The organism is Klebsiella sp. BIGb0407 (genome assembly GCF_024807845.1).
Lineage (GTDB): Bacteria > Pseudomonadota > Gammaproteobacteria > Enterobacterales > Enterobacteriaceae > JGM124.
Map to the genome: position 1 here is coordinate 222,067 of NZ_JANUEQ010000005.1, position 25,580 is coordinate 247,646.

Annotated in this window: 22 protein-coding genes and 1 tRNA gene; 15 read left to right on the plus strand and 8 right to left on the minus strand. The window is 50.2% G+C overall.

The genetic code is table 11. The features are described 5' to 3' along the window. The first annotated feature begins 114 nt into the window (after window positions 1–114). Window positions 115–1,026 carry a LysR family transcriptional regulator gene (locus tag M2387_RS16255; protein WP_259050910.1) on the plus strand — a complete coding sequence of 304 codons (912 nt, stop codon included), beginning with the start codon at window positions 115–117 and terminating at the stop codon, window positions 1,024–1,026. 65 nt (window positions 1,027–1,091) lie between these two features. Here the strand turns inward: M2387_RS16255 and M2387_RS16260 are convergent, their stop codons facing one another. Then, complete coding sequence (locus tag M2387_RS16260) at window positions 1,092–1,904, minus strand: IclR family transcriptional regulator (protein ID WP_259050911.1); 813 nt, start codon at window positions 1,902–1,904, stop codon at window positions 1,092–1,094. Between the two features lie 337 nt (window positions 1,905–2,241). Here M2387_RS16260 and M2387_RS16265 point away from each other — a divergent pair, with 337 nt between their 5' ends. The 13 genes from M2387_RS16265 (at window position 2,242) to M2387_RS16325 (ending at window position 15,097) form a co-directional block, all read left to right on the plus strand. Continuing rightward, entirely contained in the window at window positions 2,242–3,768 is a 1,527-nt protein-coding gene (locus M2387_RS16265; protein ID WP_259050912.1) for a sugar ABC transporter ATP-binding protein, read from the plus strand. A 37-nt stretch (window positions 3,769–3,805) separates the two neighbouring features. After that, complete coding sequence (locus M2387_RS16270) at window positions 3,806–4,903, plus strand: ABC transporter permease (protein ID WP_259050913.1); 1,098 nt, start codon at window positions 3,806–3,808, stop codon at window positions 4,901–4,903. Beyond that, complete coding sequence (locus tag M2387_RS16275) at window positions 4,900–6,000, plus strand: ABC transporter substrate-binding protein (protein ID WP_259050915.1); 1,101 nt, start codon at window positions 4,900–4,902, stop codon at window positions 5,998–6,000. Before M2387_RS16270 ends, M2387_RS16275 begins: the two co-directional genes overlap by 4 nt. Window positions 6,001–6,010: 10 nt before the next feature. Further along, complete coding sequence (locus tag M2387_RS16280; RefSeq protein ID WP_259050916.1) at window positions 6,011–6,862, plus strand: SMP-30/gluconolactonase/LRE family protein; 852 nt, start codon at window positions 6,011–6,013, stop codon at window positions 6,860–6,862. Between the two features lie 231 nt (window positions 6,863–7,093). Continuing rightward, a complete protein-coding gene (gene yiaK / locus M2387_RS16285; protein ID WP_259050917.1) occupies window positions 7,094–8,092 on the plus strand; it encodes a 3-dehydro-L-gulonate 2-dehydrogenase in 999 nt (332 codons plus the stop codon). 13 nt (window positions 8,093–8,105) lie between these two features. Continuing rightward, window positions 8,106–8,573 (plus strand): NanQ anomerase/TabA/YiaL family protein, encoded by a 468-nt coding sequence (locus tag M2387_RS16290; protein WP_259050918.1) that lies wholly within the window; start codon window positions 8,106–8,108, stop codon window positions 8,571–8,573. Between the two features lie 14 nt (window positions 8,574–8,587). Further along, the gene (locus M2387_RS16295; protein WP_310572785.1) at window positions 8,588–10,072 is read left to right on the plus strand and encodes an FGGY-family carbohydrate kinase; all 1,485 of its coding nucleotides are present in this window, start codon (window positions 8,588–8,590) and stop codon (window positions 10,070–10,072) included. Further along, complete coding sequence (gene ulaD, locus M2387_RS16300; RefSeq protein WP_259050919.1) at window positions 10,069–10,731, plus strand: 3-keto-L-gulonate-6-phosphate decarboxylase UlaD; 663 nt, start codon at window positions 10,069–10,071, stop codon at window positions 10,729–10,731. The genes M2387_RS16295 and ulaD overlap by 4 nt, the downstream gene beginning before the upstream one ends. Before the next feature lie 2 nt (window positions 10,732–10,733). Then, a complete protein-coding gene (locus tag M2387_RS16305) occupies window positions 10,734–11,591 on the plus strand; it encodes an L-ribulose-5-phosphate 3-epimerase (RefSeq protein WP_259050920.1) in 858 nt (285 codons plus the stop codon). Beyond that, a complete protein-coding gene (gene araD, locus M2387_RS16310) occupies window positions 11,588–12,286 on the plus strand; it encodes an L-ribulose-5-phosphate 4-epimerase (protein ID WP_259050921.1) in 699 nt (232 codons plus the stop codon). The genes M2387_RS16305 and araD overlap by 4 nt, the downstream gene beginning before the upstream one ends. A gap of 214 nt (window positions 12,287–12,500) precedes the next feature. Beyond that, window positions 12,501–13,982 carry an alpha-amylase gene (gene amyA, locus M2387_RS16315; protein WP_259050922.1) on the plus strand — a complete coding sequence of 494 codons (1,482 nt, stop codon included), beginning with the start codon at window positions 12,501–12,503 and terminating at the stop codon, window positions 13,980–13,982. A gap of 433 nt (window positions 13,983–14,415) precedes the next feature. Further along, complete coding sequence (locus M2387_RS16320) at window positions 14,416–14,748, plus strand: DUF1971 domain-containing protein (protein ID WP_259050923.1); 333 nt, start codon at window positions 14,416–14,418, stop codon at window positions 14,746–14,748. A 10-nt stretch (window positions 14,749–14,758) separates the two neighbouring features. Continuing rightward, window positions 14,759–15,097 (plus strand): DUF1869 domain-containing protein, encoded by a 339-nt coding sequence (locus M2387_RS16325; RefSeq protein ID WP_259050924.1) that lies wholly within the window; start codon window positions 14,759–14,761, stop codon window positions 15,095–15,097. A 315-nt stretch (window positions 15,098–15,412) separates the two neighbouring features. Here the strand turns inward: M2387_RS16325 and M2387_RS16330 are convergent, their stop codons facing one another. The 7 genes from M2387_RS16330 to fdnG form a co-directional block, all read right to left on the minus strand. Continuing rightward, window positions 15,413–16,933, minus strand: a complete 1,521-nt coding sequence (locus M2387_RS16330) for a Na+/H+ antiporter (protein WP_259050925.1) — start codon at window positions 16,931–16,933, stop codon at window positions 15,413–15,415. Between the two features lie 393 nt (window positions 16,934–17,326). Continuing rightward, window positions 17,327–17,421, minus strand: a tRNA-Sec gene (locus M2387_RS16340). Window positions 17,422–17,670: 249 nt separating this feature from the next. After that, window positions 17,671–18,705, minus strand: a complete 1,035-nt coding sequence (locus tag M2387_RS16345; protein ID WP_259050926.1) for an ElaD/SseL family deubiquitinase — start codon at window positions 18,703–18,705, stop codon at window positions 17,671–17,673. A 151-nt stretch (window positions 18,706–18,856) separates the two neighbouring features. Beyond that, on the minus strand, window positions 18,857–19,786 hold the full coding sequence (fdhE, locus tag M2387_RS16350) for a formate dehydrogenase accessory protein FdhE (RefSeq protein ID WP_259050927.1): 930 nt from the start codon (window positions 19,784–19,786) through the stop codon (window positions 18,857–18,859). Continuing rightward, window positions 19,783–20,418 carry a formate dehydrogenase cytochrome b556 subunit gene (gene fdoI, locus M2387_RS16355; protein WP_259050928.1) on the minus strand — a complete coding sequence of 212 codons (636 nt, stop codon included), beginning with the start codon at window positions 20,416–20,418 and terminating at the stop codon, window positions 19,783–19,785. The genes fdhE and fdoI overlap by 4 nt, the downstream gene beginning before the upstream one ends. Further along, a complete protein-coding gene (gene fdxH, locus M2387_RS16360) occupies window positions 20,415–21,338 on the minus strand; it encodes a formate dehydrogenase subunit beta (RefSeq protein WP_259050930.1) in 924 nt (307 codons plus the stop codon). The genes fdoI and fdxH overlap by 4 nt, the downstream gene beginning before the upstream one ends. 12 nt (window positions 21,339–21,350) lie before the next feature. Beyond that, window positions 21,351–24,401, minus strand: a complete 3,051-nt coding sequence (gene fdnG, locus M2387_RS16365) for a formate dehydrogenase-N subunit alpha (protein ID WP_259050931.1) — start codon at window positions 24,399–24,401, stop codon at window positions 21,351–21,353. Between the two features lie 263 nt (window positions 24,402–24,664). On the opposite strand from fdnG, the gene fdhD reads away from it, so the two are divergent. After that, on the plus strand, window positions 24,665–25,495 hold the full coding sequence (gene fdhD / locus M2387_RS16370) for a formate dehydrogenase accessory sulfurtransferase FdhD (protein WP_259050932.1): 831 nt from the start codon (window positions 24,665–24,667) through the stop codon (window positions 25,493–25,495). The last annotated feature ends 85 nt before the right edge of the window (window positions 25,496–25,580 follow it).

Sequence of the window (25,580 nt, forward strand, 5' to 3'; positions counted from 1 at the left end):
GTCAGCTCCTGAATCTGATTTACACCGTAGACAGGAGTTATAGTGCGAAAGATGTTCTGGACTTTAAATCGTCTGACGTAAATACTTAGTTCATTTATTAGTGAAGTAAAATCTATGCAAAACGATGCTAATCGCAATATTCGTCAGTTGCAGATTTTTGAGGCGGTCGCCCGTTTACAAAGCTATTCTCAGGCTCAGCAAGAGCTAGGCATATCGGTATCGGCTATTAGTAATGCCATGTCGCAGCTGGAAGGGCAGCTAGGTTTTAGCCTCTGCCTGCGTGGTCGGGGGGGATTTGCTCTGACAGAAAAGGGCCAGCTTTATCTTCAGCAGGCGATTCGGGTACTCAGTGAGCTTAATGAGCTGGAACGCCAGTCAGCCCTGCTTAACGGCGAGCAAAGTGGCTCCATTTGTATCTCGACGCTTGATTCCATTGAAACCGAAACCGCGCTGTCATTACCGATAGTGCTACGCAGTTTCAGCGATAAATTTCCTAACGTACATATCAAGCTGATTATTCGCACACCCGCAGAGCAACTCAGCGGTGTTTTGAACAGCCATATCGACCTGGCCATCGGCAGCTTTAATACCCGGGTACACAACATCATCAGTGAACCGCTTTATCGCGAGCAGCACTGGCTTTATTGCAACGATCTTCACCCCTTATTCTATAGCCAGCAGCTGGATAAAGAGCAGATAAGCCAGAGTGCGCTGGTCACCCGTAGTTACTGGAATACACGAGATTTACGCCATCGTGGATTCACCAAAGGCAGCGCCACCGTTGAAAGCGTGGATGCGCAATTACTCCTGATTTTATCGGGAAAATTTATTGGCTATTTGCCAGAGCATTACGCCCTGCCGTGGATTAAAGAAAATCGGCTGCGTGTGCTTTTGCCCAATGAATTTGGTTTTCAGTCTCCTTTTTCAGCAATCTGTAAACGGGGGCGCAGCAACGAGCCCTATTTAAAAGAACTGCGTAATTTATTGAAAAAGAACACGGTATCAAGGCCAAAGTGGAAGTATTGAGAGGGGGCTGTATCAACGCAAAAACCACGGCTATTTCCGCCAGGAGATAACCGTGGTGTCAGACGTTAGCCGTTAAACCCCAGCTCAGCGGAGATAGCCCTGGCGGTCGCGACAACCGGTGCCATCAGTTTTTTCACACCTATCTGCTGTAGTTTGACTGTCGGTAGCGAGATGGAAACGGCAAAGGGAACTCGCTGTTGAATATCAAAAACCGGTGCTGCGATACAGGAGACTCCCAGTTCGTTTTCTTCCCGGTCCATGGCGGTTTGCAGCTTGCGAATTGTCTTCAGCTCTTCGAGCATTTCCGGCAGGGTAGTGATGGTATTTTTGGTTAACTGCTGAATAGTCTGCTGGTGTGTTTCCCAGTAGTGAGCAGGGTATTCTTCGCTGCCCCAGGCCATAAAGATTTTGCCCATCGCCGAGCAGTAGAGCGGCATATGCTGGCCGATATAGGCACGGGTACGCATCATACCTGTGGTTGGCTCGAGCTTATAGATGAGGATCACATGATCGTCTTCTCTGCTAGAGAAGTTGACCGTTTCACCCACTTCCAGATTCAGCTTTTCCAGATGCGCTGCAGCAACGTGGATGATGTTCAGTGAGGAGAGCGCTTTCTGTCCAACAGAAATAAATTTAGTGGTCAGCCGGTAGCTACCAGGTGAAGGTGCCTGGGTGACGTAGCCGCTACTATGCAACCCCTGCAACAGCCGGTGTACGGTACTTTTATTCATCCCGGACAGTTCAGCCAGATTCGCTAACGGGCAGCCATTAGGGTAGTTACTCAAAATTTCAATAAGTTGAAGACCACGAAACAGACTCTGAGTGCCGGCTGGCTGATCTTTTTTATCGTCCTTTGCACTATCCGCTTTTACGCTCATTCACGCTTCCTCATGGTTTTTCATATACCCCTTACGGCGATTTATCTGATGGTAACTCATGCCTGCCAGACTGTGAATATGGAACGAGGTTTCAGTATGTGAATCTTCTCTGTTTAGCATGAAAAAATGCCAGGGATGAAGTGAGCTATTCATCACATTTCTACAACATATAAATTAACCTATTGTTTTTAAACAATAAATAAAACATCATCTCCTTTGCTTTCTATCAATAGTAAGAATACTATTTTTGGAACCTGATTTCGCATGTTGGAATTGGCGGTGTGTTTATTATGCTATCACCGCTGTTATTACTTATCTGTTGTTACAGGAGACTGTTATGCAGAATACACCCAGAGCAGCGGTTTTGACTCTGAGCCATATCACCAAACGCTTTGGTGGGAACCTCGCCGTTAACGACGTCAGTCTTGAGGTTCATCCCGGAGAAGTCCTGGCTCTGCTGGGCGAAAATGGTGCTGGCAAATCTACACTGATCAAAGTCCTTGCTGGGGTCTACCCGCGTGACGGTGGCGATATTCAATTTCACGACAGCAGCATTACCTCCGCCGCTGCTTTAAAAACCGACCAGCGTCAGCCGATTGCTTTTATCCATCAGGATCTGGGTCTGATTGAGTGGATGACGGTGGCAGAGAATATGGCTCTGGTGATGGGCTTCACCCGCCGCATGGGGCTTATTGACTGGCGGGCAGTCAGAGAGCGTTCTCGTCTGGCGCTGGAGGAAGTGGGTATTTCCCTTGATCCGGACGCCCGAGTATTTGAACTCTCGCGCACAGAAAAATCTCTACTGGCGATTGCCCGTGCGGTGGCGGTTAATGCCGAAGTACTGGTGCTTGATGAACCCACCGCATCGCTGCCTGCAAATGATGTTCGCCATCTGTTTACCGTGATTAATCGTCTGAAAAGTAAGAAAGTGGGGATGATTTACGTCACCCACCGACTGGATGAAGTGATTGAAATTGCCGACCGGGTTTGTGTGATGCGCGACGGCAAACATGTGGCGAGTGGCTATACCCGTGACTACAGCCTGCGCGACCTGGTGGAAACCATTGTGGGTGAGTCAGTTGCCGATAATCAGCGTGAACCCCTTCCCGAAAAAGCTTCTCCGGTGTTGAATTTCGACCAGGTCTCTATTGATGACGTGGGGCCGGTTTCGTTCAGTATTCAGCCCGGAGAGATGCTCGCCCTTGCCGGATTACGCGGTGCGGGTCAGGAAGAAATTGGGCGTCTGCTGTTCGGCCTGCGCCAGCGTACCGGCGGCAGTATCACGTTTCGTAACCAGGCTTATCAGGCGCGTTCCCCTCAGCAAGCTATGGCAGCAGGCGTTTCGCTGGTTGCCGGAGACCGTACCGGAGAGAGTCTGGTGATGTCGATGAGCGTGCGTGAAAACATGTTTCTCAACCCCTGTGCCAGCGGTCATCGGTTGCTATCACACTACGGCCGCCGTGCAGAACTGGGTGCCAGCTGGTGGAAAATGCAGTTATTCGACGTCCGCCCGAAAGACGTTAGCCTGGACATTAGCGCGCTCTCCGGCGGTAACCAGCAGAAAGTGGTGATGGCCCGCTGGATGCACCTTAATGCGCCGTTACTCATCCTTGAAGACCCGACAGCCGGTGTCGATGTCGGTGCGCGCGAAGAGATCTATCACTTATTGAATAAGGCGCTGGCCGAAGGTGTCGCTGTGCTGGTCATCTCCAGTGACTTTGAAGAAATTGCTCATATCTGTAACCGCGCGCTGGTCTTTAATCGGGGACAAATCGTCGGTGAGTTAAAAAATGAACGGGTCAGTTTTGCCAACTTACTTGAACTGGCCTCTGGCAGTAGCGAAACCACTGTAGCCACCGTCTGAAATTGTGCCACCCCGCAGGCGGTGGCTGGAGAAGATTATGTCCAAAACATCCGTAAAATCGACCGCGCTGGAACAGCGGGTCAGCCTTAGTCAGAATGGATTCGGTCCCTGGTCGATGCAAATCCTGACCCGCTACGGTCTGCTGTTGCTGTGTGTGCTTCTTGTCCTGCTGTTTTCTACATTATCGCCGTCGTTCGCCAGTATGCTGACGCTCCAGGCGATACTCTCGAGTAAGGCTAAAATCGCCTTGCTGGCGCTGGCTGCAACCATTCCGATGATTGTCGGTAAGATTGACCTTAACGTCGGTTTTGGCATCGTGCTGTGGCACATTCTGGCGATTACTTTCCAGGTGCAGTACGGCATGTCCTGGCAGATGGCGGTCCTTGCGGTACTGGCAATTTCGGCGCTGTACGGCTTGCTGAACGGTATTCTGGTAGCGCTGGCCGATATCGACAGCTTCGTTGCTACCCTGGGCTCCGGTACCGTGCTGTATGCCGTTGCTCTGTGGTACTCCGGCGGTCGGCAAATTGTTGGCGATCTGCCTGAAGGCTTTAGCGCTCTGCACTACACCGAGATTTTCGGCATTCCTATCGGCGCATTCTATGTACTGGCCGTGGCTATCATTCTTTGGCTTATCACCGAACATACTCCGCTGGGTCGCTGCATGTATGCGGTCGGCGGTAACCCGGCTGCTGCCCGGCTGAACGGCATTGCGGTTAACAAATTCACCATTGGCGCCTTTATCGCCTCCAGCGTACTGACTGGTTTCAGCGGTGTCCTGATTGCCGCTGAACAGGGCGTGGGTCAGGCAAGCGTAGGCATGGATTATCTCTTACCCGCTCTGGTCGGTGCTTTCCTCGGCAGTACCACTATTCGTCCGGGACGGGTTAACGTCTGGGGAACAGTGGTCGGGATTGCCATCCTGGCAATAGGTATCGCCGGTATTCAGCAGTTCGGCGGTGAATTCTGGGTAGAACCGTTATTTAACGGCGCAACCCTGCTGCTCTCTATTACCCTCGCCGGTTACGCCCAGCGCCGCCGGATGTTAAACCAGAAAGCCGTTGTACGAAGCCAGAGTGCTCCGGCCCAATCTCCTGATAATAACCAAAAAACGACCACTGGGAGTTCACTATGAAGATCAACGTTCTTGCTTTAGCCCTTAGTACTCTGATTGCTGCTGCGCTACCCGTGCATGCCGACGATTATCTTGACCAGGCGACAGCGGCGGTTAATAAGGCGACCGCCAGCGTTACCCAGTGGGACGGCCCGACCAGCGGCCCTAAGTTACAGCCCAATAAAAAGGTGATTTTTATCGCCTCGGATATGAAAAATGGCGGCGTGCAGGGTGTACAGCAGGGGCTGAGTGAAGCTGCTGCGGCAGCAGGCTGGAAGCTTGATACGCTGGATGGGGGTGGCTCGGTTAAAGATCAGTTAGCGGCGATGAACCAGGCGATTGCCCAGCGCCCTGATGGCATTGTTATCGGTGGCTGGAACCCGAACGTGGCAAAAATGCTGATGAAGAAAGCCGCACAGCAAAACATCGTCCTGATGGCCTGGCATGCGGTTCCACAGCCAGGGCCGATTCCGCAGTACGGAATTGCCGCCAATATTACCTCTGATTCTGACGAAGTGGCGAAGCTGACCGCGCAGTACGCGGTCGTGCACTCCGGCGGTAAGGCTAAAGTGGTTATCTTCACCGACTCGCTCTACCAAATCGCTCTTGATAAGGCTAACGCCATGAAGCAGGAGATTGAGAAGTGTAGCGGGTGTGAAGTGGTTGAATTTATTGATACTCCTCTGGCTGATACCTCTAACCGTATGCCGTCGATGACCTTCAGCCTGCTGCAAAAGCACGGCGATAAGTTCCAGTATGGGCTGGCAATAAACGATCTGTACTTTGACTTTATGGCACCTGCGCTGAAAACAGCAGGGAAGGGCGGAACAAATGCGCCTTATAACCTTTCAGCAGGCGATGGTTCAATTTCTGCCTTCCAGCGTATTCGTAGCGGCGACAGCCAGGTCGGCACTGTTGCTGAACCCCTGAAGCTTCACGGCTGGCAGTTACTGGATGAATTTAACCGCGCCTTTGCCGGACAGCCGCCTTCAGGCTATGTGACTCCGGCGCACCTGATAACCAAAGACAATATCGGCAATGACGGTGGCGCACAAAACCACTACGACCCGCAGAACGATTACCAGGGTCACTATAAAACCATCTGGGGCGTGAAATAAGGAATCCATTATGTTGCTCACCGACTCTCTGGTTATCGAAAAACTGTGCTCTCCGGCAATCTGGGCGGAAGGCCCGGTCTGGCTGCCACAGCAAGATGCTGTGGTGTTCAGTGATGTTAAAGGTAATCGCATGTTCCGCTGGCAGCGTAACGGCGAACTTCAGGTATGGCGCTCGCCTTCCAACTACGCCAACGGCAACGCGCGGGATGGTGAAGGGCGGGTGATCAGCTGCGAGCATGGGCGGCGCGGCATCAGCCGGACTGAACATGATGGTAGCGTGACGATGCTGGTCGAGAAGGTTGACGGCAAGCGCTTTAACTCTCCTAACGATGTGGTGGTTCGTTCTGACGGCACTATCTGGTTTACCGATCCGCCCTACGGTATCACCAGCGATGATGAAGGTTATCACGCCCATAGCCAAGTGATCGGCTGTTATCTCTACTGTTTCGATCCGCTCAGCGGAAAGCTGACCATCGCCGCCAGTGATTTGCAGCGTCCGAACGGGCTGGCTTTTTCGCCGGATGAAAGCCTGATGTATGTGGCGGATATGTCGATTATCGACTTTCCGACGCTGGGCCGCCGCGAGCTGCGGGTTTACCGGGTTGAGGGTCATCAATTGAGTGACGGTAAACGCTTTGCTGAGGTGGCTCCGGGTATTCCGGATGGTTTCTGCGTTGACCGTCGGGGTAACGTCTGGTGCAGCTGCGCCGATGGCGTTATCGCTTTTGATAGCAGTGGCGCCACGGTGGGTAAAATTCCGTTATCCGAATGCGTCTCCAACTGTACGTTAGGCGGTCCGGAAGGTGACGAGTTGTATATTACGGCTACCAGTTCGCTGTACCGGGTGCGAATTAGCCAGTAATTAAGGTAAGACGGTCGGCGGTTGGGGTATCCCTTCTGCCGGCTTCCCCACGCCTGTTTCCAGCCCGATGTGTGGGGGATCACAGAAACTAAATAGATTTTTATATCATTGTTTTATAACAATAAATTAACCTCCCCTTTCTTTGACTTCCCCTGATTAACGCCATAGAATTTATTTGGAATGCAATTCCACATATTGAAATGCGCCCGATTTTCGGGGGAGACCAGCAGCATGAGAATCAGTTATCAGCAGTTAAAACAGGAATTTTTACGGGTGCTCCTGGCTCGTGGTGTTTCGGCTGAAAAAGCCGAAGCCTGCGCCACCCTGTTTGCCGATACCAGCGAGAGTGGTGTTTATTCCCACGGCGTTAACCGTTTCCCGCGTTTTATTCAGCAGCTGGATGCCGGGCATATCGTCCCCGAGGCAACGCCGGAAAAAGTGCTCTCCCTCGGCGCGATTGAGCAGTGGGATGCGCATCGTGCCATTGGCAACCTCACCGCCACAGCGATGATGGATCGCGCCATTACGCTTGCCGACTCTCACGGTATTGGCCTGGTGGCGCTGCGCAATGCCAACCACTGGATGCGCGGGGGGAGCTATGGCTGGCAGGCGGCAGAGAAAGGTTATGTGGGGATTTGCTGGACCAACTCGATTGCGGTCATGCCACCCTGGGGGGCTAAGAACTGTGCCATCGGCACCAACCCGCTGATTATCGCGGTACCGGGTGAGCCTATCACCATGGTGGATATGTCTATGTCGATGTTCTCCTACGGCATGCTGGAAATTAACCGCCTGGCGGGCAAAACCTTACCTGTGGACGGCGGTTTCGATAACGACGGCAACTACACCCGCGACCCTGCCACTATCGAAGCAAACCGTCGCATCCTGCCAATGGGCTACTGGAAGGGATCTGCGCTCTCCGTGGTGCTGGATATGCTCGCTACCCTGCTATCAAACGGCGCTTCTGTTACCGAAGTCACCGAAGACAACGGCGACGAATTCGGTATCTCACAAGTCTTTATCGCCATTAATGTTGATCGGCTGATCGACGGTCCGACCCGTGACAGCAAGCTAGCGCGTATTCGTGAGTCTGTCAGCGGCGCAGAGCGTGCCGACAGCGAGCAGGCTATCCGCCTTCCAGGCCACAAATTCCCCGGTATTCGTGCTGAGAATCAGCGCCTTGGTATTCCGGTTGACGAGCGTGTCTGGGCACGTATTCAGGCACTATAACAGGAGTAACCAGATGATTTTTGGTCATATTAATAATACTGAAGCTAACCACTATCCTACCGCCGTAGCCCAGGCGATTCGCTATCTGGCGAGTCAGGATCTGCTGAATATGCCTGCCGGGCGTTATCAGGACAGCCAGACCGGCTGGCTGGTGCAGGTGCTGGACTTACAGACCGGCCCCGAGAGCGAAAACTATCCGGAAGCACACCGCAACTTTATTGATGTGCAGTACCTGGTTTCTGGCGAAGAGTACATCGGCGTTGCAACTGAAAAAGCAGAGCTTGAGATCCACACCCCCTATGACGCGGCCCGCGACATTATTTTCTATCGCCACGCGCCGAATGAAACTCTGCTGCTGATGAAGCCCGGCAATTTTGCCGTGTTCTTCCCGCAGGATCTCCATCGACCCAATTGCGCAATTAACGACCCTCTGCCGATTCGCAAAGTCGTCGTCAAAATCCCCGTGGCCGATTGTGTCTGAATGGAGAAAAGATTATGAGCTATTGGTTAGGACTCGACTGTGGCGGCACCTTTATTAAGGCCGGCCTGTACGATATTGCGGGCAATGAGCGTGCGGTTGCCCGGCAGAATTTACCGGTACTGGTCCCGGAGCCGGGTCAGGCTGAACGTGATATGCATCAGCTATGGCAGGTGGCGGCGACCGTGATTCGCCAGGTACTGATATCCAGCGAAACACCTGCCGCCGAGGTACTGGGCGTGGGGATTTCTGCCCAGGGTAAAGGACTGTTTTTGCTGGATAAACAGGGGCAGCCGCTGGGTAATGGCATCCTTTCCTCTGACCGCCGGGCACTGGCGTTAGTCCAGCAGTGGCAGCGCGAGGGCCTGCCGCAGGAACTCTATCCGGTGACCCGACAGACGCTGTGGACCGGGCATCCGGTATCGCTACTGAGCTGGGTAAAACAGCATCAGCCGGAGCGCTATGCAGAAATTGGCAGCGTGCTGATGGCGCATGACTATCTGCGCTACTGCCTGACCGGCGCCCTGGCCTGTGAAGAAACCAATATCTCTGAATCGAATCTCTATGATATGCAGCAGCAAGACTGGTCGCCTGCTCTGGCGGAGCGATTTGATATTGCTGAAATTTTACCGGCACTACCCCCGATTGTCAGACCGACGGAGATTGCCGGCACAATCAGTGAGACGGCGGCGGTACAGTGCGGGTTACTCGCCGGAACACCCGTCGTTGGCGGCCTGTTTGATGTGGTTTCCACCGCGCTTTGCGCCGGGCTCTACGACGATACCAGAGTGAATGCGGTAATGGGCACCTGGTCGGTGACCAGCGGGATCACCGATAACTTAATCGACGAGACCGACTACCCGTTTGTTTATGGCCGCTACGCCATCGACGATCAGTACATTATCCACGAAGCCAGCCCAACCTCAGCCGCTAACCTCGAATGGTTCTGTCAGCAGTGGGAAATCGACGATTATGGCCAGTTGAATCAGTGGGTGGCAGAGCTTCCGCCTGCTGCGAGTTCATTGCTGTTTGTGCCCTTCCTTTACGGTAATAACGCTGGCGCTGACCTACAGGCCAGTTTCTACGGTATGCAGGCAGGTCACCAGCGTGGCCATTTAGTACAAGCTATCTATGAAGGCGTGGTGTTCTCACACCTGACGCACCTTAACCGCATTCTCAAACGTTTCCCTCATGTTACCGCTCTGCGTCTGAGCGGCGGGCCGACGCGCTCCGAGGTATGGATGCAGATGTTTGCCGATATCAGCGGACTACCGGTGGAAATTCCACAAATTGAAGAGAGCGGCTGTCTTGGCGCTGCGCTAGTGGCGATGACCGGTACGGGTGCCTATGCGTCACTTCAGCAGGCACAGAAGGCGCTGGACCCTTTGATTATCAGTTACCAGCCGAATATGAAGAATTACGCCTTATATCAGAAAAAATATCAGCGTTATCAAAATCTTGTTGCCGCGCTGGTCGCCGTCAATCAGGGAGTCACACCATGAGTCATCGCACTGTTCCTCAGTTACAACTGGCGCTCGATCATACCCGGCTTGATGCCGCTCTGGATGCCGCCACACGGCTACATGAATACGTCGATATCGTTGAAGCCGGAACCATTCTCTGCTTTAGCGCGGGCGTCGAGGCCGTGCGCCAGCTTCGCCAGCTTCTGCCTGAGAAAATATTGGTCGCAGATTTTAAGGTTGCCGATGCGGGATCAACGCTGGCCGAGCTGGCCTTTGATGCCGGTGCCAACTGGATGACCGTTATTTGTGCGGCTCCACTGGCGACTTTTGCCAGCGCCCATGAGGTTGCCCAGCGTAACCAAGGGGAAATTCAAATCGAGCTGTTTGGCAACTGGACCCTGAGCGATGCGCGTAACTGGCGCGACCTCGGGCTGAAACAGGCTATCTATCATCGCGGACGAGATGCTCAGGCACAGGGGCAGGGCTGGAGCCAACAGGATCTGGATGCGATGAAAGCCTTATCCGATCTTGGTTTCGGTTTATCGGTGACGGGCGGCATTACCCCGCAAGAACTACCGCAGTTTAAAGAGATTGATGTTCGCGCCTTTATCGTTGGCCGCGCACTGACCGACAGCGCTAACGGAGTCGCCACCGCCGCTGAATTCCATCAGGCGATTAACCATATTTGGGGGAAATAACCATGCGTCAGCACCCACTGGGAATTTATGAAAAGGCGCTGCCTGCTCACCTGAGCTGGCCTGAGCGCCTGGCGTTAGCCAAAGCCTGTGGATTCGACTTTGTTGAAATGTCGGTGGATGAAACTGACCATCGCCTGGCGCGTCTTGACTGGACGAAAGCCGAACGTCTGTCTCTGGTCGGGGCGATGATTGAAACCGGGGTAACTATCCCGTCGATGTGTCTTTCCGGTCACCGCCGCTTTCCGTTTGGCAGCCACGATCCGGTTATTCGTCAGCAGGCTTACGATCTGATGGATCGGGCTATTCAGCTGGCGAAGGACATCGGGATCCGCACGATTCAGCTGGCGGGTTACGACGTTTATTACGAATCACGCGATGAGGGCACCGTGGCTCGCTTTGCCGAGGGCATGGCATGGGCCGTTGAGCGTGCCGCGGCAGCACAGGTGATGCTGGCGGTGGAGATTATGGACACCGAGTTTATGAACTCTATCAGCAAGTGGAAGGACTGGGATCGCCAGTTAGCCTCGCCCTGGTTCACCGTTTACCCGGATGTCGGCAACCTGAGCGCCTGGGGTAACGATGTCAGCGCCGAACTGGAACTGGGTATTGACCGTATCGCCGCGATTCACCTGAAGGATACTCAGCCCGTCACTGACAGTTCAAAGGGCCAGTTCCGCGACGTGCCCTTTGGTAGCGGCTGCGTGGATTTTGTCAGCGTGTTCCGCAAATTAAAGCAGATCAACTATCGCGGAGCATTTCTGATTGAGATGTGGACCGAAAAAGCCGAAGAACCGGTCGCTGAGATTGTACAGGCGCGGCGCTGGATTGAACAAAAAATGCAGGAAGGAGGATTAATATGAGTTTAATGTCGCTGAAACAACAGGTTCTTGAAGCTAATCTCAGTCTGCCCGAGCACAATCTGGTGACCTTTACCTGGGGCAATGTCAGTGCCATCGACAGAGCCAGCGGGCTGGTAGTCATTAAGCCTTCTGGCGTGGATTACGATGTCATGACCCTGGATGATATTGTGGTGCTGGAACTGGAAAGCGGTCGTGTTGTGGAAGGGAAGAAAAAACCCTCTTCCGATACGGCAACGCATCTGGCACTTTACCGCGCTTTCGACACCATTGGCGGTATCGTCCATACCCATTCACGCCATGCCACCATCTGGGCTCAGTCCGGCTTAGATCTGCCGGCCTGGGGCACCACCCATGCCGACTACTTCTACGGTAATATTCCCTGCACGCGCTTAATGACGCCCGAGGAGATTGCCAAGGACTATGAGCACAATACCGGGGAAGTGATTATCGAAACCTTCCGTTCGCGCAATATCAGCCCGGCGGCTATCCCGGCTGTCCTGATTAATGCCCACGGTCCTTTTGCCTGGGGCAGCAGTGCAGAAAACGCGGTGCATAATGCGGTGGTGCTGGAAGAGGTTGCCTATATGGGCATTTTCTCTCGTCAACTGACACCGGGTATCAGGGATATGCAACAGGTTCTTCTCGATAAGCATTATCTTCGCAAACATGGAGCGAATGCTTATTACGGGCAGTGATAGGTTGTCAGGTTAGGTCTGATTCTTTACTTACTATGCTTAACAGAAGTAAAGAATCAGACCTCGCTATTATTTATCAGTCATAGGATATTTCCCACCCGGTATCAACTCCCCACTCGTTGTTTGCTCAAGCTGAATATTATTTACCCGCCAGTACATTCTTAAAAACCTGTTCCATACTTGAATACTCAACCCGTTATTTCGGAGTGTCGTTATGCCCAACCCAACGTTGTTACAGTTTTTTCACTGGTATTACCCTGAGGGCGGAAAACTCTGGCCTGAGGTAACTGAACGGGCTCAATGGCTGGCTGAAATTGGTATCAATATGGTCTGGCTCCCACCCGCGTACAAGGGCAGCAGCGGCGGCTATTCGGTCGGGTATGATAGTTATGATTTATTCGATCTTGGAGAATTTGAGCAGAAAGGAAGCCGGGCGACCAAATACGGCGACAAAGCGCAGTTATTATCAGCAGTAAATGCCCTCCGTGAAAACAATGTGGGCGTGCTTATGGATATTGTTCTGAACCATAAGACAGGTGCCGATGAGAAAGAAGCGGTCAGCGTTAACCGTGTTAATCCTGACAACCGCGACGAAATTGACTTGCAAGAGATTGGGTGCGAAGCATGGACTCGTTTTACCTTTCCCGAAAGGGCGGGACAGTATTCTGAGTTTATCTGGGATCATAAATGCTTCAGTGGTGTCGATCATATTGAAAACCCCGATGAAAACGGCGTTTTCAAGATAATAAATGACTATACGCAGGATGGCTGGAGCGATCAGGTCGACGGTGAACTTGGCAACTTTGACTACCTTATGGGGGCTAATATTGATTTCCGCAACCGGGCCGTTTTCGAGGAGCTTAAATACTGGGGACGCTGGTTGATGCAGGAAGTGCCCTGTACCGGATTTCGTCTCGATGCCGTAAAACATATACCCGCATGGTTTTATAAGGAGTGGATTGAGCATATTCAGGAGGTAGCGGATGAAACTCAATTCATTGTGGCAGAGTACTGGTCTTTCGAAATCGACACGCTGATTCAGTATATTGATCAGGTTGAAGGGCAAACAATGCTATTTGACGCGCCCCTGCACCTGAATTTTCATCAGGCTTCTAAAGCAGGCGCGGACTACGATCTCAGCAAAATTTTTGAAAACACGTTGGTGGAGCGTTCGCCATTCCATGCGGTAACGCTTGTCGACAACCACGACACACAGCCCCTTCAGTCTCTGGAAGCTCCCGTTGAGACATGGTTTAAACCTCTGGCCTACGCAATGATACTGCTTCGTGAAGAAGGCGTACCGACGGTCTTTTATCCTGATTTGTTCGGTGCTAATTACTCGGACAGCGGTGACAATGGGGAAGAGCAACATATCGATATGCCGGTAATACCGGAACTTGAAAAGCTCATCCGCGCCCGTCAGCTTTACGCGCATGGCATACAGACTGAATACTTTGATCACCCAAACTGCGTGGCGTTCAGCCGCAGCGGAACGGCAGAATTGCCTGGCTGCGTAGTGGTCTTATCTAACGGCGAAGCGGGAGAAAAAGATATCGCACTGGGTGAGGCGCTTGCGGGTACAACGTGGCGTGACTTACTTGAACATTGCCCGGAAACAATAACCTGCGATGAAGCAGGGAATGCGCAATTCATATGCAATGCTGGCAGTGTGAGCGTCTGGGTGAAAGATATGTGACATTATCAGATTGACGTTATTTGAATCAGGAAAAGGAAAATTAGCGTGCGGGCACTTTTGACGTGCCTGCATCCTGTGGTCGGGTATTGAGACGTTAAACAAAAAGGTTATGAAAATAGCACCTACCAACAAAGGGTCATGGCAAAATCATTTAAGATGTATTTATAATATATTTTTAGTTTTTCAAATCTTTTAAGTGCCATTGTACGATATCGCGTTCGCTCTTCATATTTATCAGCAATCACTGGCTCCCGCGGCACCAGGCTTACCACCGAAAGATTAAAGAAGGCTCCGCCCTTGCCTCTGCTGATTAATCGTTAAATGTAAAAAGTTAACGACTGGGTTCGGAAAGGTGAAACGAAAGCATAGACACCCTACTTTTCTCAGCAGCGATACTGGACCGGCACGATAGCATGGGAAATCGGGAGAAGAGATGGAATTGATTGTCATACCCACTAATTATGTTCATACACGGACTACGCCTTTCTGGACGAATGTCACTGCGCCCGCATCAATTTGGCAACGACATCTCGATACGGGTACACGGCAGGGCGTTTACCCACGTTTGAGTGTGATGCAAGGTGCTATTTGTTACTACGGATATGCTGATGAGACAAGTCCTGAGCCTATTGAAACGTTAATTATCAAGGCAGGACAGTTCGGTGTATTTCCACCTGAATGTTGGCACAGAATTGAAGCGTTATCTGACGACACGGTATTTAACGTTGATTTTTATGTCGATCCAGCAATTCTGATAGAGGGTTAAGGTATATACAATGGAAAGCGAAAATAAAGGTTATGTATTATCGATATTAAATTGCAGCAGTAAGATAAAAAGAGAGAAAATTTATCTTAAACCAATGGCTTTTTATGTTCCGGATGTCGCTGCCAGTGCCGTTTCTGATTTAATCAATGACCTGCCGGGCATAGGCATAGGTGATAAACACTTTATACTGACAGTGACTAACAAAAATAACGGAGTGTCTGTTGATAAAGAGTTTGACTCTCTTGCTGAGTTAAACGATCCGGCTATTGCCGCCGATGCGGTGAAAAACTTGGTTAATATCGTGCGTGGTTACGATTCTGATGAAGAAACAAACGTCTGCGGCTGGTAAAGCAATACATATCTTTCTGAAAAATAGCGCTTTGTGATAGTCCTGAGTCGGAAGAAATACAGGAAATACGCAATTTATCTGACCTGAAATAATGGGAAATGAATCAGTCTGCCAGGGACGCTATCCGCGCTTATGAAGCTGTGCAGCACATCAGTATCCGCCGCCAGCTTCATGCGTCTTTAAGAGTTGCCGCCATGAGCGGCAAACAGAGACAAAGTCAGAACATCACATTCTCCAGCGTTCTTGCAGCAAATCCAATTCATGTAGCAAGTCACGTGCTACATCATCTGGCAAATTGTTATTCCGTACTTCAGCCTAGATGACATGACGTTCAGCTAAAAGTGTCGCAAGCCATATTTCACGCTCTATCTTCAAATTGATATTTGCCTGCCCCAATTCGATTTTAAAATCGTTTACATCTCTGGCGTTATTTAAACGATTGGTATAAATAACGGCAATACTGTTTGCGATTTTATCAACGTCTGATAATTCATCCGTTGTTGCTTTTTCTTTAAGTACATTAATAACATTCAGAGCAGCAATAATTGCTTTTTCTCGTACTTGCCACTCTTGATCGACAGCATTTTTTTTAAGACTTAGCTTTAAACCTCTGAGCACAATAGGTAGTGAAACGCTTGCTACAAGCAATGATAAAATAATGACCGTTGCGGCAATAAAAACAATGAGGTCTCGTGCAGGAAAGTTTTCGCCATTGCTTAATACTAAAGGTATCGATAATACACCTGCGAGTGTAATCGACCCACGAACGCCAGATAATGCTGTCAGTACCACGATACGCATTGGCTGGGGTTTACGCACAATCAGAAGTACTGCGCCAACCCAGATAAAACGGATAACAATCAAGCCTACCACGACCAGCAGCGAATACATGATCAACCAATAGGAGCTGAGATGCCCTGTCATTTCAACCAGCCTGGATGCCTGATTAAAGATAGCCGGCAATTGCTCTCCCAACAAAATAAACATCGCAGCATTTAGTGTGAATTGAATCAATTTCCATACTGAAAGGCGTCTTAATTGCGTGGTAGGTTTGCTGAGATGAGACAATTCCCAGCGACTCATCACAATACCTGCCGAAACAACGGCAAGCACGCCTGAACCATCGACTTTCTCAGCCAAATAATAGGCCGCAAATGGAATCAGCAAACTAAAAAGAATATGACTGCTGGCATCTTCGCTTAAGCGATTATTTACAAAGTGGTATAAGCCGTTGGCTATATATGACAGAGATACGCCAATGATAATACCTGCAAAGACCAACCAGCTAAATTCAAATACTGCAGACTCCAGTGAAAAGGTACTGGTTGCAATCGCAGTAATCGCAAAGCGCATACATACTAAACCAGATGCATCATTGAGCAGAGCTTCTCCTTCTAAAATATGCATCAGGCGCTTAGGCAAAGGCACGTTACGCGTTATGGCAGTAATGGCAACCGGGTCGGTTGGCGATAAAATAGCCGCCAGTGCAAATGCAGCGGGTAACGGAATAACAGGAATAAGCCAATGTAGCAGGAAACCAAGACCAAATACCGTAAACACCACTAAACCCATAGCAAGGCTTAATATGGATCGAATATTCTCAAAAAAACCACGCTTCTGTATTTGCCAGGCATCCCAAAACAATAAAGGAGGCAGAAATAAAAACATGAATAAATTCGGGTCTAGTTTTACCCCACTACCACCCGCCATAGCAATGGCATAACCAATTGCAATTTGAATCAGTGGAGACGGTATTTTTTTAGGAAGACATCTTATGCATGCTGAGCTGACAATGATGGCACTCAGAAAGATTAAAATTACTCTTAGATCACTCATTATCAATCACTTTTCACATAAAACACTATTGCATTAATATACTTTCAAATACTAGATTAAAAAATTCAAATCTTCCCGGCTAATGTAGCGTAGCGGAAGACTTCTTGATAACGCTGGTGGAAATCGTAGATGTGTTTGTGGGGTTCGGGGCACTCTGAGCTACTTTTTAGGCTCCGTTTTCCACTGTAGCAAAGTTGCGATGTCCTTCTTCCCTCAGGCCTCTTTTAAGCCAGTCATCGTCCATAACAAAACCTTTGATCAGGTATTCCTGGGATGTTTGGGTTGCCCACAGGCGGATAAGCAACGATAAGTCTTGTCTATTGTTTATTATATCGGACTTTTGCGATTCAGGGAGATGATGCTGGATGGCTACGGGCGAGAGAAGAGAAAAATTGGCGGAAGATCACAGGAGTCGAACCTGCCCGGCACCGCTGGCGGCGCCCACTGGATTTGAAATCCAACCGCCTCACCAGAGACGACGATCTTCCGCGCCTGCATTGCTACATGGAGGCGGTGCGCATTATACCGAGTTTCCTGAATAGTCCCAATCATTGTGCGAGAAAATAGCCAGAATTTAACTCTAAATTATCTTAAAAAACAGCATAAACACAAACTGAGTCGTCCGGAAATGGTGTGTTTTAAGACAATTTTGTCAGTTTTGAACGATTTTTGTCAACGATTTGCCTGGGCGACAGCACTTTATCTGGCTTGTTTTCAGCTTCAGAAGCAGGAGTGAGCTACTGAAGATAGGTTTCGGCATAGATTCGGTAACGATTTTCCAGGTTATAACGCTCTTGTTCTGCAATTGGCGTCTGAGTAAAAGAAGCTAAAAAGTTCTCCAGTACCTCATCTGGCGTTCGGAAATTATTTTCCATCAACCGCCTCATCGCTTCGACAGTCAGTATCCCGCAGCCATTAGGGATATGTTCCTGGATGTTCTGTTCCAGAAACAGAATATTGCCAGAGTCTGTTACACCTGCAAGATAGGCTGCGTCACTGAGCTGTTGTTTAGTTTCAGGGCTTAAGGGATCCCAGGTATTACAGATAACAGCCTTAGGTTGCCCATTATCAGACTTATACAGGCCAAAGGTTACCCAGTGTTCGCCGGTATTGACGGGGAAAAACTCAGGTTGTTCGAGAAAGGGGTCGTGTCTGCTCTGATCGCTAATCTGTTGTGACAGCATATTTTCATGACTGTCAGGATGGATAAGGCCGATAGGGAAATTTACCTCAGGTGTATTGTAGAGGCGGGTATAAGACTTGATAGCGGCATTCACTTCGTCGGTAGATAGCATACGGGCTGGGTTCCAGAGATCAATATCATCGACTTGTTCATACTGAGAATAGGCATCGTGACGTTGAGCAAAAATACGTGACAGAGATAATCTTTCGCCCGTATCAGCCGCAGCACCTGCCATATACAGTAATTTTGAGGGTGTATGTAGCTTGTACATATCAGTATTATTTGCCATTTTATTGTTAGCTGACAGCTGATATAGCATCAGGGCGGAATCCTGAATATCTTGTACTACACCCGATTTATAGTCGGTAGGTATTGTTCCACAGAACATATCGAACAGGTATTTTTCTGCCAGTCTGCCAGATTCATCAGGCCGCAGTGCGAGATTATTTAATAACTCAATACTGCGAAGATTACCTTTAGAGGCAGATTTTTTTAATGATTCGATAGTTTCCACAGGTATTGTTTCGGCAAATAAGCTACTGAATTCTTTTATATTATAATAGTCATCATGACAGGTATTTATTTTCATAAAAATCTCTTCCCTGGAGGTATATTTTTTATTTATGAGCGCTGGTAATCAATGGATAGAATTCTACACCTGAGCAAGAACAGAGTATTTTAGAAAACAATTAAAACAGGGGAGAGAAGAGCAGCACCTGAAACAGTGCTGCTTATTGGTATTATTCGTGATCACCCGGGAATAAGAACGGGTTAATGCTGCTACGGGCAAAACCTTCTTGTTCCATACGAGCATCCAGCACTAATGACGCCAAATCATCGGCGACAGCTTCGACGCTGGCATCTTTTTCCTGATAGAAAATCTTCAGGTAGGTACCACAGTCGCCGCAGCTCTCGGCTTTGATAGCCGATTGTTCGCTGTCCAGCGACCAGTAGTTCAGGTCACGTGTTTGTTCGCAGTTGCTGCATTTAATGCGCACGACATGCCATTCCGTCTCGCACAGGTTGCAGTGCAAGTAGCGCAGCGCATTGTTGGTACCGATATGCACCATACTGGAAACCGGTATGGAGCCACAAACCGGACAGAACTGACGTTGTTCACCGTATTCGGCGGTGGCTTTACCTGGTATCAGGCTAGCCATTTGTGCCCAGTAGAGCGACAGCGCTGCCCAAATAAAGGGGGCTTTATCACTACCGACTTTAGAAAACTCGGTATTTAGCAAGGCTGTCGCCATCTCTTCCAGTTCCGTGGAAGACGCTTTTTCGAGATTTTCAATCACGGCTAATGCCTGGCCACTCATTTCTGGTTTCAGCTCAGCAATCAGTGACAGTAGCAGACGCTGCCAGTGCGCATCGCGCGGCAGAATATGCAGATCCAGCGGTGGCTTACCGGTCCTGGCTGACTGCTCAATCAGTGCCGTCATATCCATTTCCAGCGGGTGGTCATAAAGCACCACTTCCTGGGCATGGGCTATCAGCGCTGCAAAACGCAGATAGTCGCCTAATGGATTATTGGTCGCCAGCTCGCGCAGACGTTCAGCGCGGCGATTGTAGAGATTTTTTAGTCTGGGAAACAACAGCGGTGGAATAGCATCCACCGCATGTTTCTCGCGTTTTTCCAGCCTGTCTTGCGGGATTATGCGAATACTCATTCAGATGATTTATCCTGTTTCTGGCGCAATTCACGATACCAGCGCGGATGGTGTTTTTTGGCCCAGGTTGAGGTCACCCATCCTTCTACCATGGCAGTGATGGTTCCCTTTACCCACAAAGCGGCGTAAACATGCACCATAATAACCACAATTAACGCTACCGCAGCAAGTGAATGTACCAATAACGCAATGCGGATAAGCGGGATCGGGAATGAAGGCGCGAAATAGGGACGCCAGATGATAACCCCACTGACCAGCAGTAATACCAGGAAGATAATCGCCGCCCAGAATACGCATTTCTGACCGAAGTTATAGCGCCCGGTGTCACCCACTTCCTCATTAACGACAATCTTATGGATATTTTTTGCCCATACGATGTCTTCTTTGTTAATCAAGTTATGGTGCCAGTAGCGGAAGAACATAATGATAAATGACGCGAACATCACCACCCCGACAAACGGGTGGAGAATACGTGCCAGCTGCGGCGTTCCGAGAATATGCATCAGCCAGTTGAAGGAAGGGAAAAAGAATCCCAGCCCACTCACGGCTGCCAGAATAAAGCAGAAGGCGGTTACCCAGTGGTTAATACGCTCGGGCGCACTGTAGCGCTGAATTTTCACTTCTTTCTTCATTTCTGCACCTCATCATCATGGTGCTGCTTAGCATCAGGTTTGTCGGCTTCTTCTTCGTCCTCTTTCTCGGCACGGTTCGGGCCAACTCCTACGTAGTGGAAGATACTGGCGGCAAAGGTGACAGCGAAGCCTACTGCGGCCAGCGGCTTCCAGATGCCTTTCCAGAACTCCACGGTCGGGCTAATGGCCGGATCTTTCGGTAAACCATGATAAAGCGTCGGATTGTCCGCATGATGCAGAACATACATCACATGTGTACCTCCAACACCTTCAGGATCGTAGAGACCCGCATTGTCATAGCCACGCGTTTTCAGCTCTGCCACACGCTCACCCGCCAGGTCTTTCATGTCCTCTTTGGTGCCGAAATGAATCGCACCGGTTGGACAGGTTTTCACACAGGCAGGCTCCTGGCCGACAACCACACGGTCTACACACAATGTGCATTTATAGACCCGGTTGTCGTCAGGGTTCATGCGCGGTACGTTGAACGGACAGCCCGCAATGCAGTAGCCGCAGCCAATACATTGCTCGGACTGGAAATCGACGATACCGTTGGCATATTGAATAATCGCTCCTTCTGACGGACAAGCTTTCAGACAGCCCGGATCGGCACAGTGCATGCAGCCATCCTTACGGATAAGCCACTCCAGTTTGTCATTCTGCTCGACTTCAGAAAAACGCATAACCGTCCACGACTTAGCGGTTAAATCTGCCGGGTTGTCATAGACTCCGACGTTAGTTCCCACTTCATCGCGGATGTCATTCCACTCTGAGCACGCAACCTGACAGGCTTTGCAGCCGATACAGGTTGTCACATCAATAAGCTTGGCGACTTCATGCTGGTGATCCCGCGCCTGAGGCGCGGGTGTGAAGCCGTTGGTCGCGGAACGACGGATGATGTCCTGAGATTGATAAGCCATAATTCGTCTCCGTTACACCTTTTCCACATTAACCAGAAACGCCTTAAACTCTGGCGTTTGCGTATTAGCGTCACCGACAAATGGCGTTAAGGTATTGGCAATAAATCCTTTTTTAGCCACACCTTCATAACCCCAGTGAATCGGAATACCAATGGTATCGACCTTCTGACCATGCACATCCAGAGTACGGATACGTTTCGTCACCACCGCTTTGGCTTTAATAAAGCCGCGGTTAGAAGACACTTTCACCGTATCGCCGTGAGCAATACCCAGTTTATTCGCCAGCTTTTCACCGATTTCGATAAATTGCTGTGGCTGGGCAATGGCATTTAACAGGGCATGTTTAGTCCAGTAGTGGAAATGCTCTGTCAGGCGATAAGTGGTACCGACGTACGGGAATTTCTCGTGCGTGCCCATCTCGGCCAGGTCGTCTTTAAAGACGCGTGCGGCCGGGTTAGATACCACGTTCGGGTGCAGTGGGTTGGTGCCCAGTGGGGTTTCAAAAGGTTCGTAGTGTTCAGGGAACGGACCTTCAGCCATCTTGTCGAGAGCAAACAGACGCCCCAGACCTTCTGGTTGCATGATAAACGGACCGACACCCGTGTCTGGTGCAGCATTACTGTAGTCCGGCACATCAATACCCGCCCACTTAGCGCCATCCCAGGAGATCAAACGACGTTTTTCATCCCACGGATTACCCGCCGGGTCAGCCGAGGCACGGTTATAGAGAATGCGACGGTTGAGAGGCCATGCCCAGGCCCAGCCCAGCGTATTACCCAGACCGGATGGATCCGCGTTATCGCGTCTGGCCATCTGATTACCGTCCTGCGTCCAGCTACCGGCAAATATCCAGCAACCGCTGGCGGTGGTACCGTCATCACGCAGTTGTGCAAATGAGCTGAGTTGCTGGCCTTTTTTCAGGGTAACGGCACCGGTTGTCGGGTCGATAAGGTCGGCAAGTGCCCGGCCATTATTCTCCATCGCCACTTGTTCTGGTTCAGGGTCATCCGGCGTCAGGTAGTCCCATGACATACTGAGAACCTGTTCAGGTGTGGTACCGCCTTCACTGGCATACATAGTACGCAAACGTGAGAAGATACCGGAAAGAATGGCACCATCACTCAGTGCTTCACCCGGGGCATCAGCACCTTTCCAGTGCCACTGTAACCAGCGCGAAGAGTTAACTATTGAGCCGTTCTCTTCAGCGAAGCAACCTGAAGGTAAACGGAACACTTCGGTCTGGATTGTGGTCGGGTCGACATCGTTGAACTCGCCGTGGTTCTGCCAGAAGTTCGATGTTTCGGTATTCAGCGGATCGACCGTGACCAGGAACTTCAGTTTAGAAAGCGAAGCGATGACTTTGTTTTTATTCGGGAACGACGCAACCGGGTTAAAGCCCTGGCAGATATAGCCATTCACTTTACCTTGCTTCATCATCTCGAAATATTGCAGGACGTCGTAGGCTTTGTCCCACTTAGGTAACAGGTCATAACCCCAGTCATTCTCTTTCGTGGCTTTATCCCCGTAGAAGGATTTCATCAACGAAACAAAGAATTTCGGGTAATTACTCCAGTAGTTTACCTGGCCTTTTAACAGTGTTTTTGGCGTATTAGCCGCCATATAGCTGGCTAAATCAGGCTGTTTTTCACTTGGCAGGTTGAGATAACCCGGCAGGCTGGTAGAGAGCAGGCCGAGGTCAGTCAGCCCCTGAATATTGGAGTGACCGCGCAGGGCGTTAACGCCACCGCCTGCCATACCCATATTTCCGAGTAACAGTTGGATCATCGCCATGGTACGAATATTTTGCGCGCCAACCGAGTGCTGGGTCCAGCCCAGGGCGTAGAGGAACGAGGCGGTTTTATCGCCAACGCAGGTTTCGGCAAGATACTGGCAGACTTGCAGGAAGTCTTCTTTCGGTGTACCACAAATATCGGTTACGACCTCAGGTGTATAACGAGAAATATGCTGTTTCAGCAAATTCCAGACACAACGAGGGTGCTGGAGCGTCAGGTCGCGCTTGGCGAAGCCTTCTTCATCCAGTTCATAGAACCAGGTGGTTTTATCGTATTTGCGATTTTCTGCGTCATAACCGGTAAACAGGCCGTCATCAAAGCCGTAATCTTCACGCACAATCAGGTTGGCGTTGGTATAGGCTTCAACATATTCACGGTTAAATTTATTGTTGTTTATCAGATACAACAAAACGCCTGACAGGAAAGCAATGTCAGTCCCGGAACGAATAGGCGTGTAAAAATCAGCAACCGAGGCTGTTCTGGTGAAACGGGGATCGATAACGATTAATTTGGCACCGTTATGGATTTTGGCTTCCATCGCCCAGCGGAATCCCACCGGATGCGCTTCTGCCGCATTACCACCCATCACCACGATCAGGTTGGCATTTTTAATATCAACCCAGTGGTTGGTCATCGCACCGCGACCAAATGTTGGAGCAAGACTTGCTACCGTTGGTCCGTGTCAGACACGCGCCTGATTATCTACGGCAAGCATGCCGAGAGCGCGGGAAAATTTCTGGCTTAAATAGCCGGTTTCGTTGCTGGCAGCGGAAGCGCAAAGCATCCCGGTGGTTAACCAGCGATTGACGGTGGTACCTTGTTCATTGGTGGCAATGAAGTTAGCGTCACGGTCTTCTTTCATCAGTTTTGCGATGCGGTCAAAGGCGTCATCCCAACCGATTTGTTGCCATTCTTTAGAGCCAGGTGCGCGATATGAAGGGTATTTCAGGCGGCTTTCAGAGTGGATAAAGTCCACCAGACCGGCTCCTTTCGGACACAATGCACCGCGGTTTACCGGGTGATCTGCGTCGCCTTCGATATGAAAGATGGAGGATTTGGCATTTTTTGCGCCATCACCGAGGCTATACATCAATAGCCCACATCCTACAGAACAGTATGTACAGGTATTACGCGTCTCACGGGTTCTCAGTAGTTTGTACTGTCTGGTTTCCGCAAGTGCTGCGCCCGGGGCAAAGCCGAGTGCTGCTGCCGTGGTTCCTGCCATACCGCCAGCACAGATCTTAAAGAACTGTCTTCTGCTGACTTGCATAGATTACTCCTTGTACGACAATTTTATATGACGAATAAATTAGGGTTGTGGAGAACCCCTCAGGGCTGATAATGAAACCCTGTGGTTAAAAAACGTCTGAATGACGATAAAATGGATCTGGAAACGTATTTTTCTAAGGCTGAGATTGAGGAAGGCGGTCTGCAATATACCGTTGGCAAAGAGACAATGACCTTCTATCCTTTGTGGATTAGCGGGATAATACCATACTGACACTGTGGCTGTTTTCGATTTAAGGTAAAAAAATGAAAAGTACCGATGCTTATCCACAAGAAAATATGAGAAATAGCACAGGGCACTTAAAAATTGACTGCTGGCAGCGTAATGATCTGCAACATGAAGTGCAGGATGAAGTGGCTGAAGAAATTCCTATCGCACTGGTATATAACGGTATTTCTCATGTGGTAATGATGGCCTCGCCGAAAAACCTTGAGGCATTTGCCCTTGGCTTCTCTCTTTCAGAGGGAATTATTGATAGTCCGCGCGATATTCTCGGAATTGATGTTGTGTCACATTGTCAGGGTATCGAAGTGCAGGTCGAACTCTCCAGTCGTCGCTTTATGGGACTAAAAGAACGTCGCCGTAACCTGACCGGGCGTACCGGGTGCGGTATCTGTGGTGTTGAGCAACTCAATGATATTGGCCGGCCTCTGCCTCAGTTACCCTTTACTCAGCGTTTCTCTCTGGCGGCCCTCGATCAGGCGCTAAGTAAAATGCGTCAGTATCAGCCTGTGGGTGATCTGACGGGCTGCACGCATGTGGCCCTATGGCTGAATAACCAGGGTGAAATACTGGGCGGCTGTGAAGATATCGGTCGTCATGTAGCGCTGGATAAAATGCTGGGTGTACGTTCTCAGCAACAGTGGCAGCAAGGGGCAATGCTGGTATCCAGCCGTGCCAGCTATGAAATGGTCCAGAAATCGGTGATGTGTGGGGTGGAGATCCTGTTTGCGGTGTCGGCGACCACGGCGCTGGCAATTGAGATTGCCAGGCAGAGTAATCTCACCCTGGTGGGCTTTAGTCGCAGCGGGCGGGCAACGGTTTATACCCACCCTCAGCGCTTGTACCCGTCATAATTCAAGTTATAGGTGCGTTGGCTACGTTCACTCACCCGAATCACTTACTGGAGTTCGCTCATCGGGATTCGTTTACTTGCCGCGT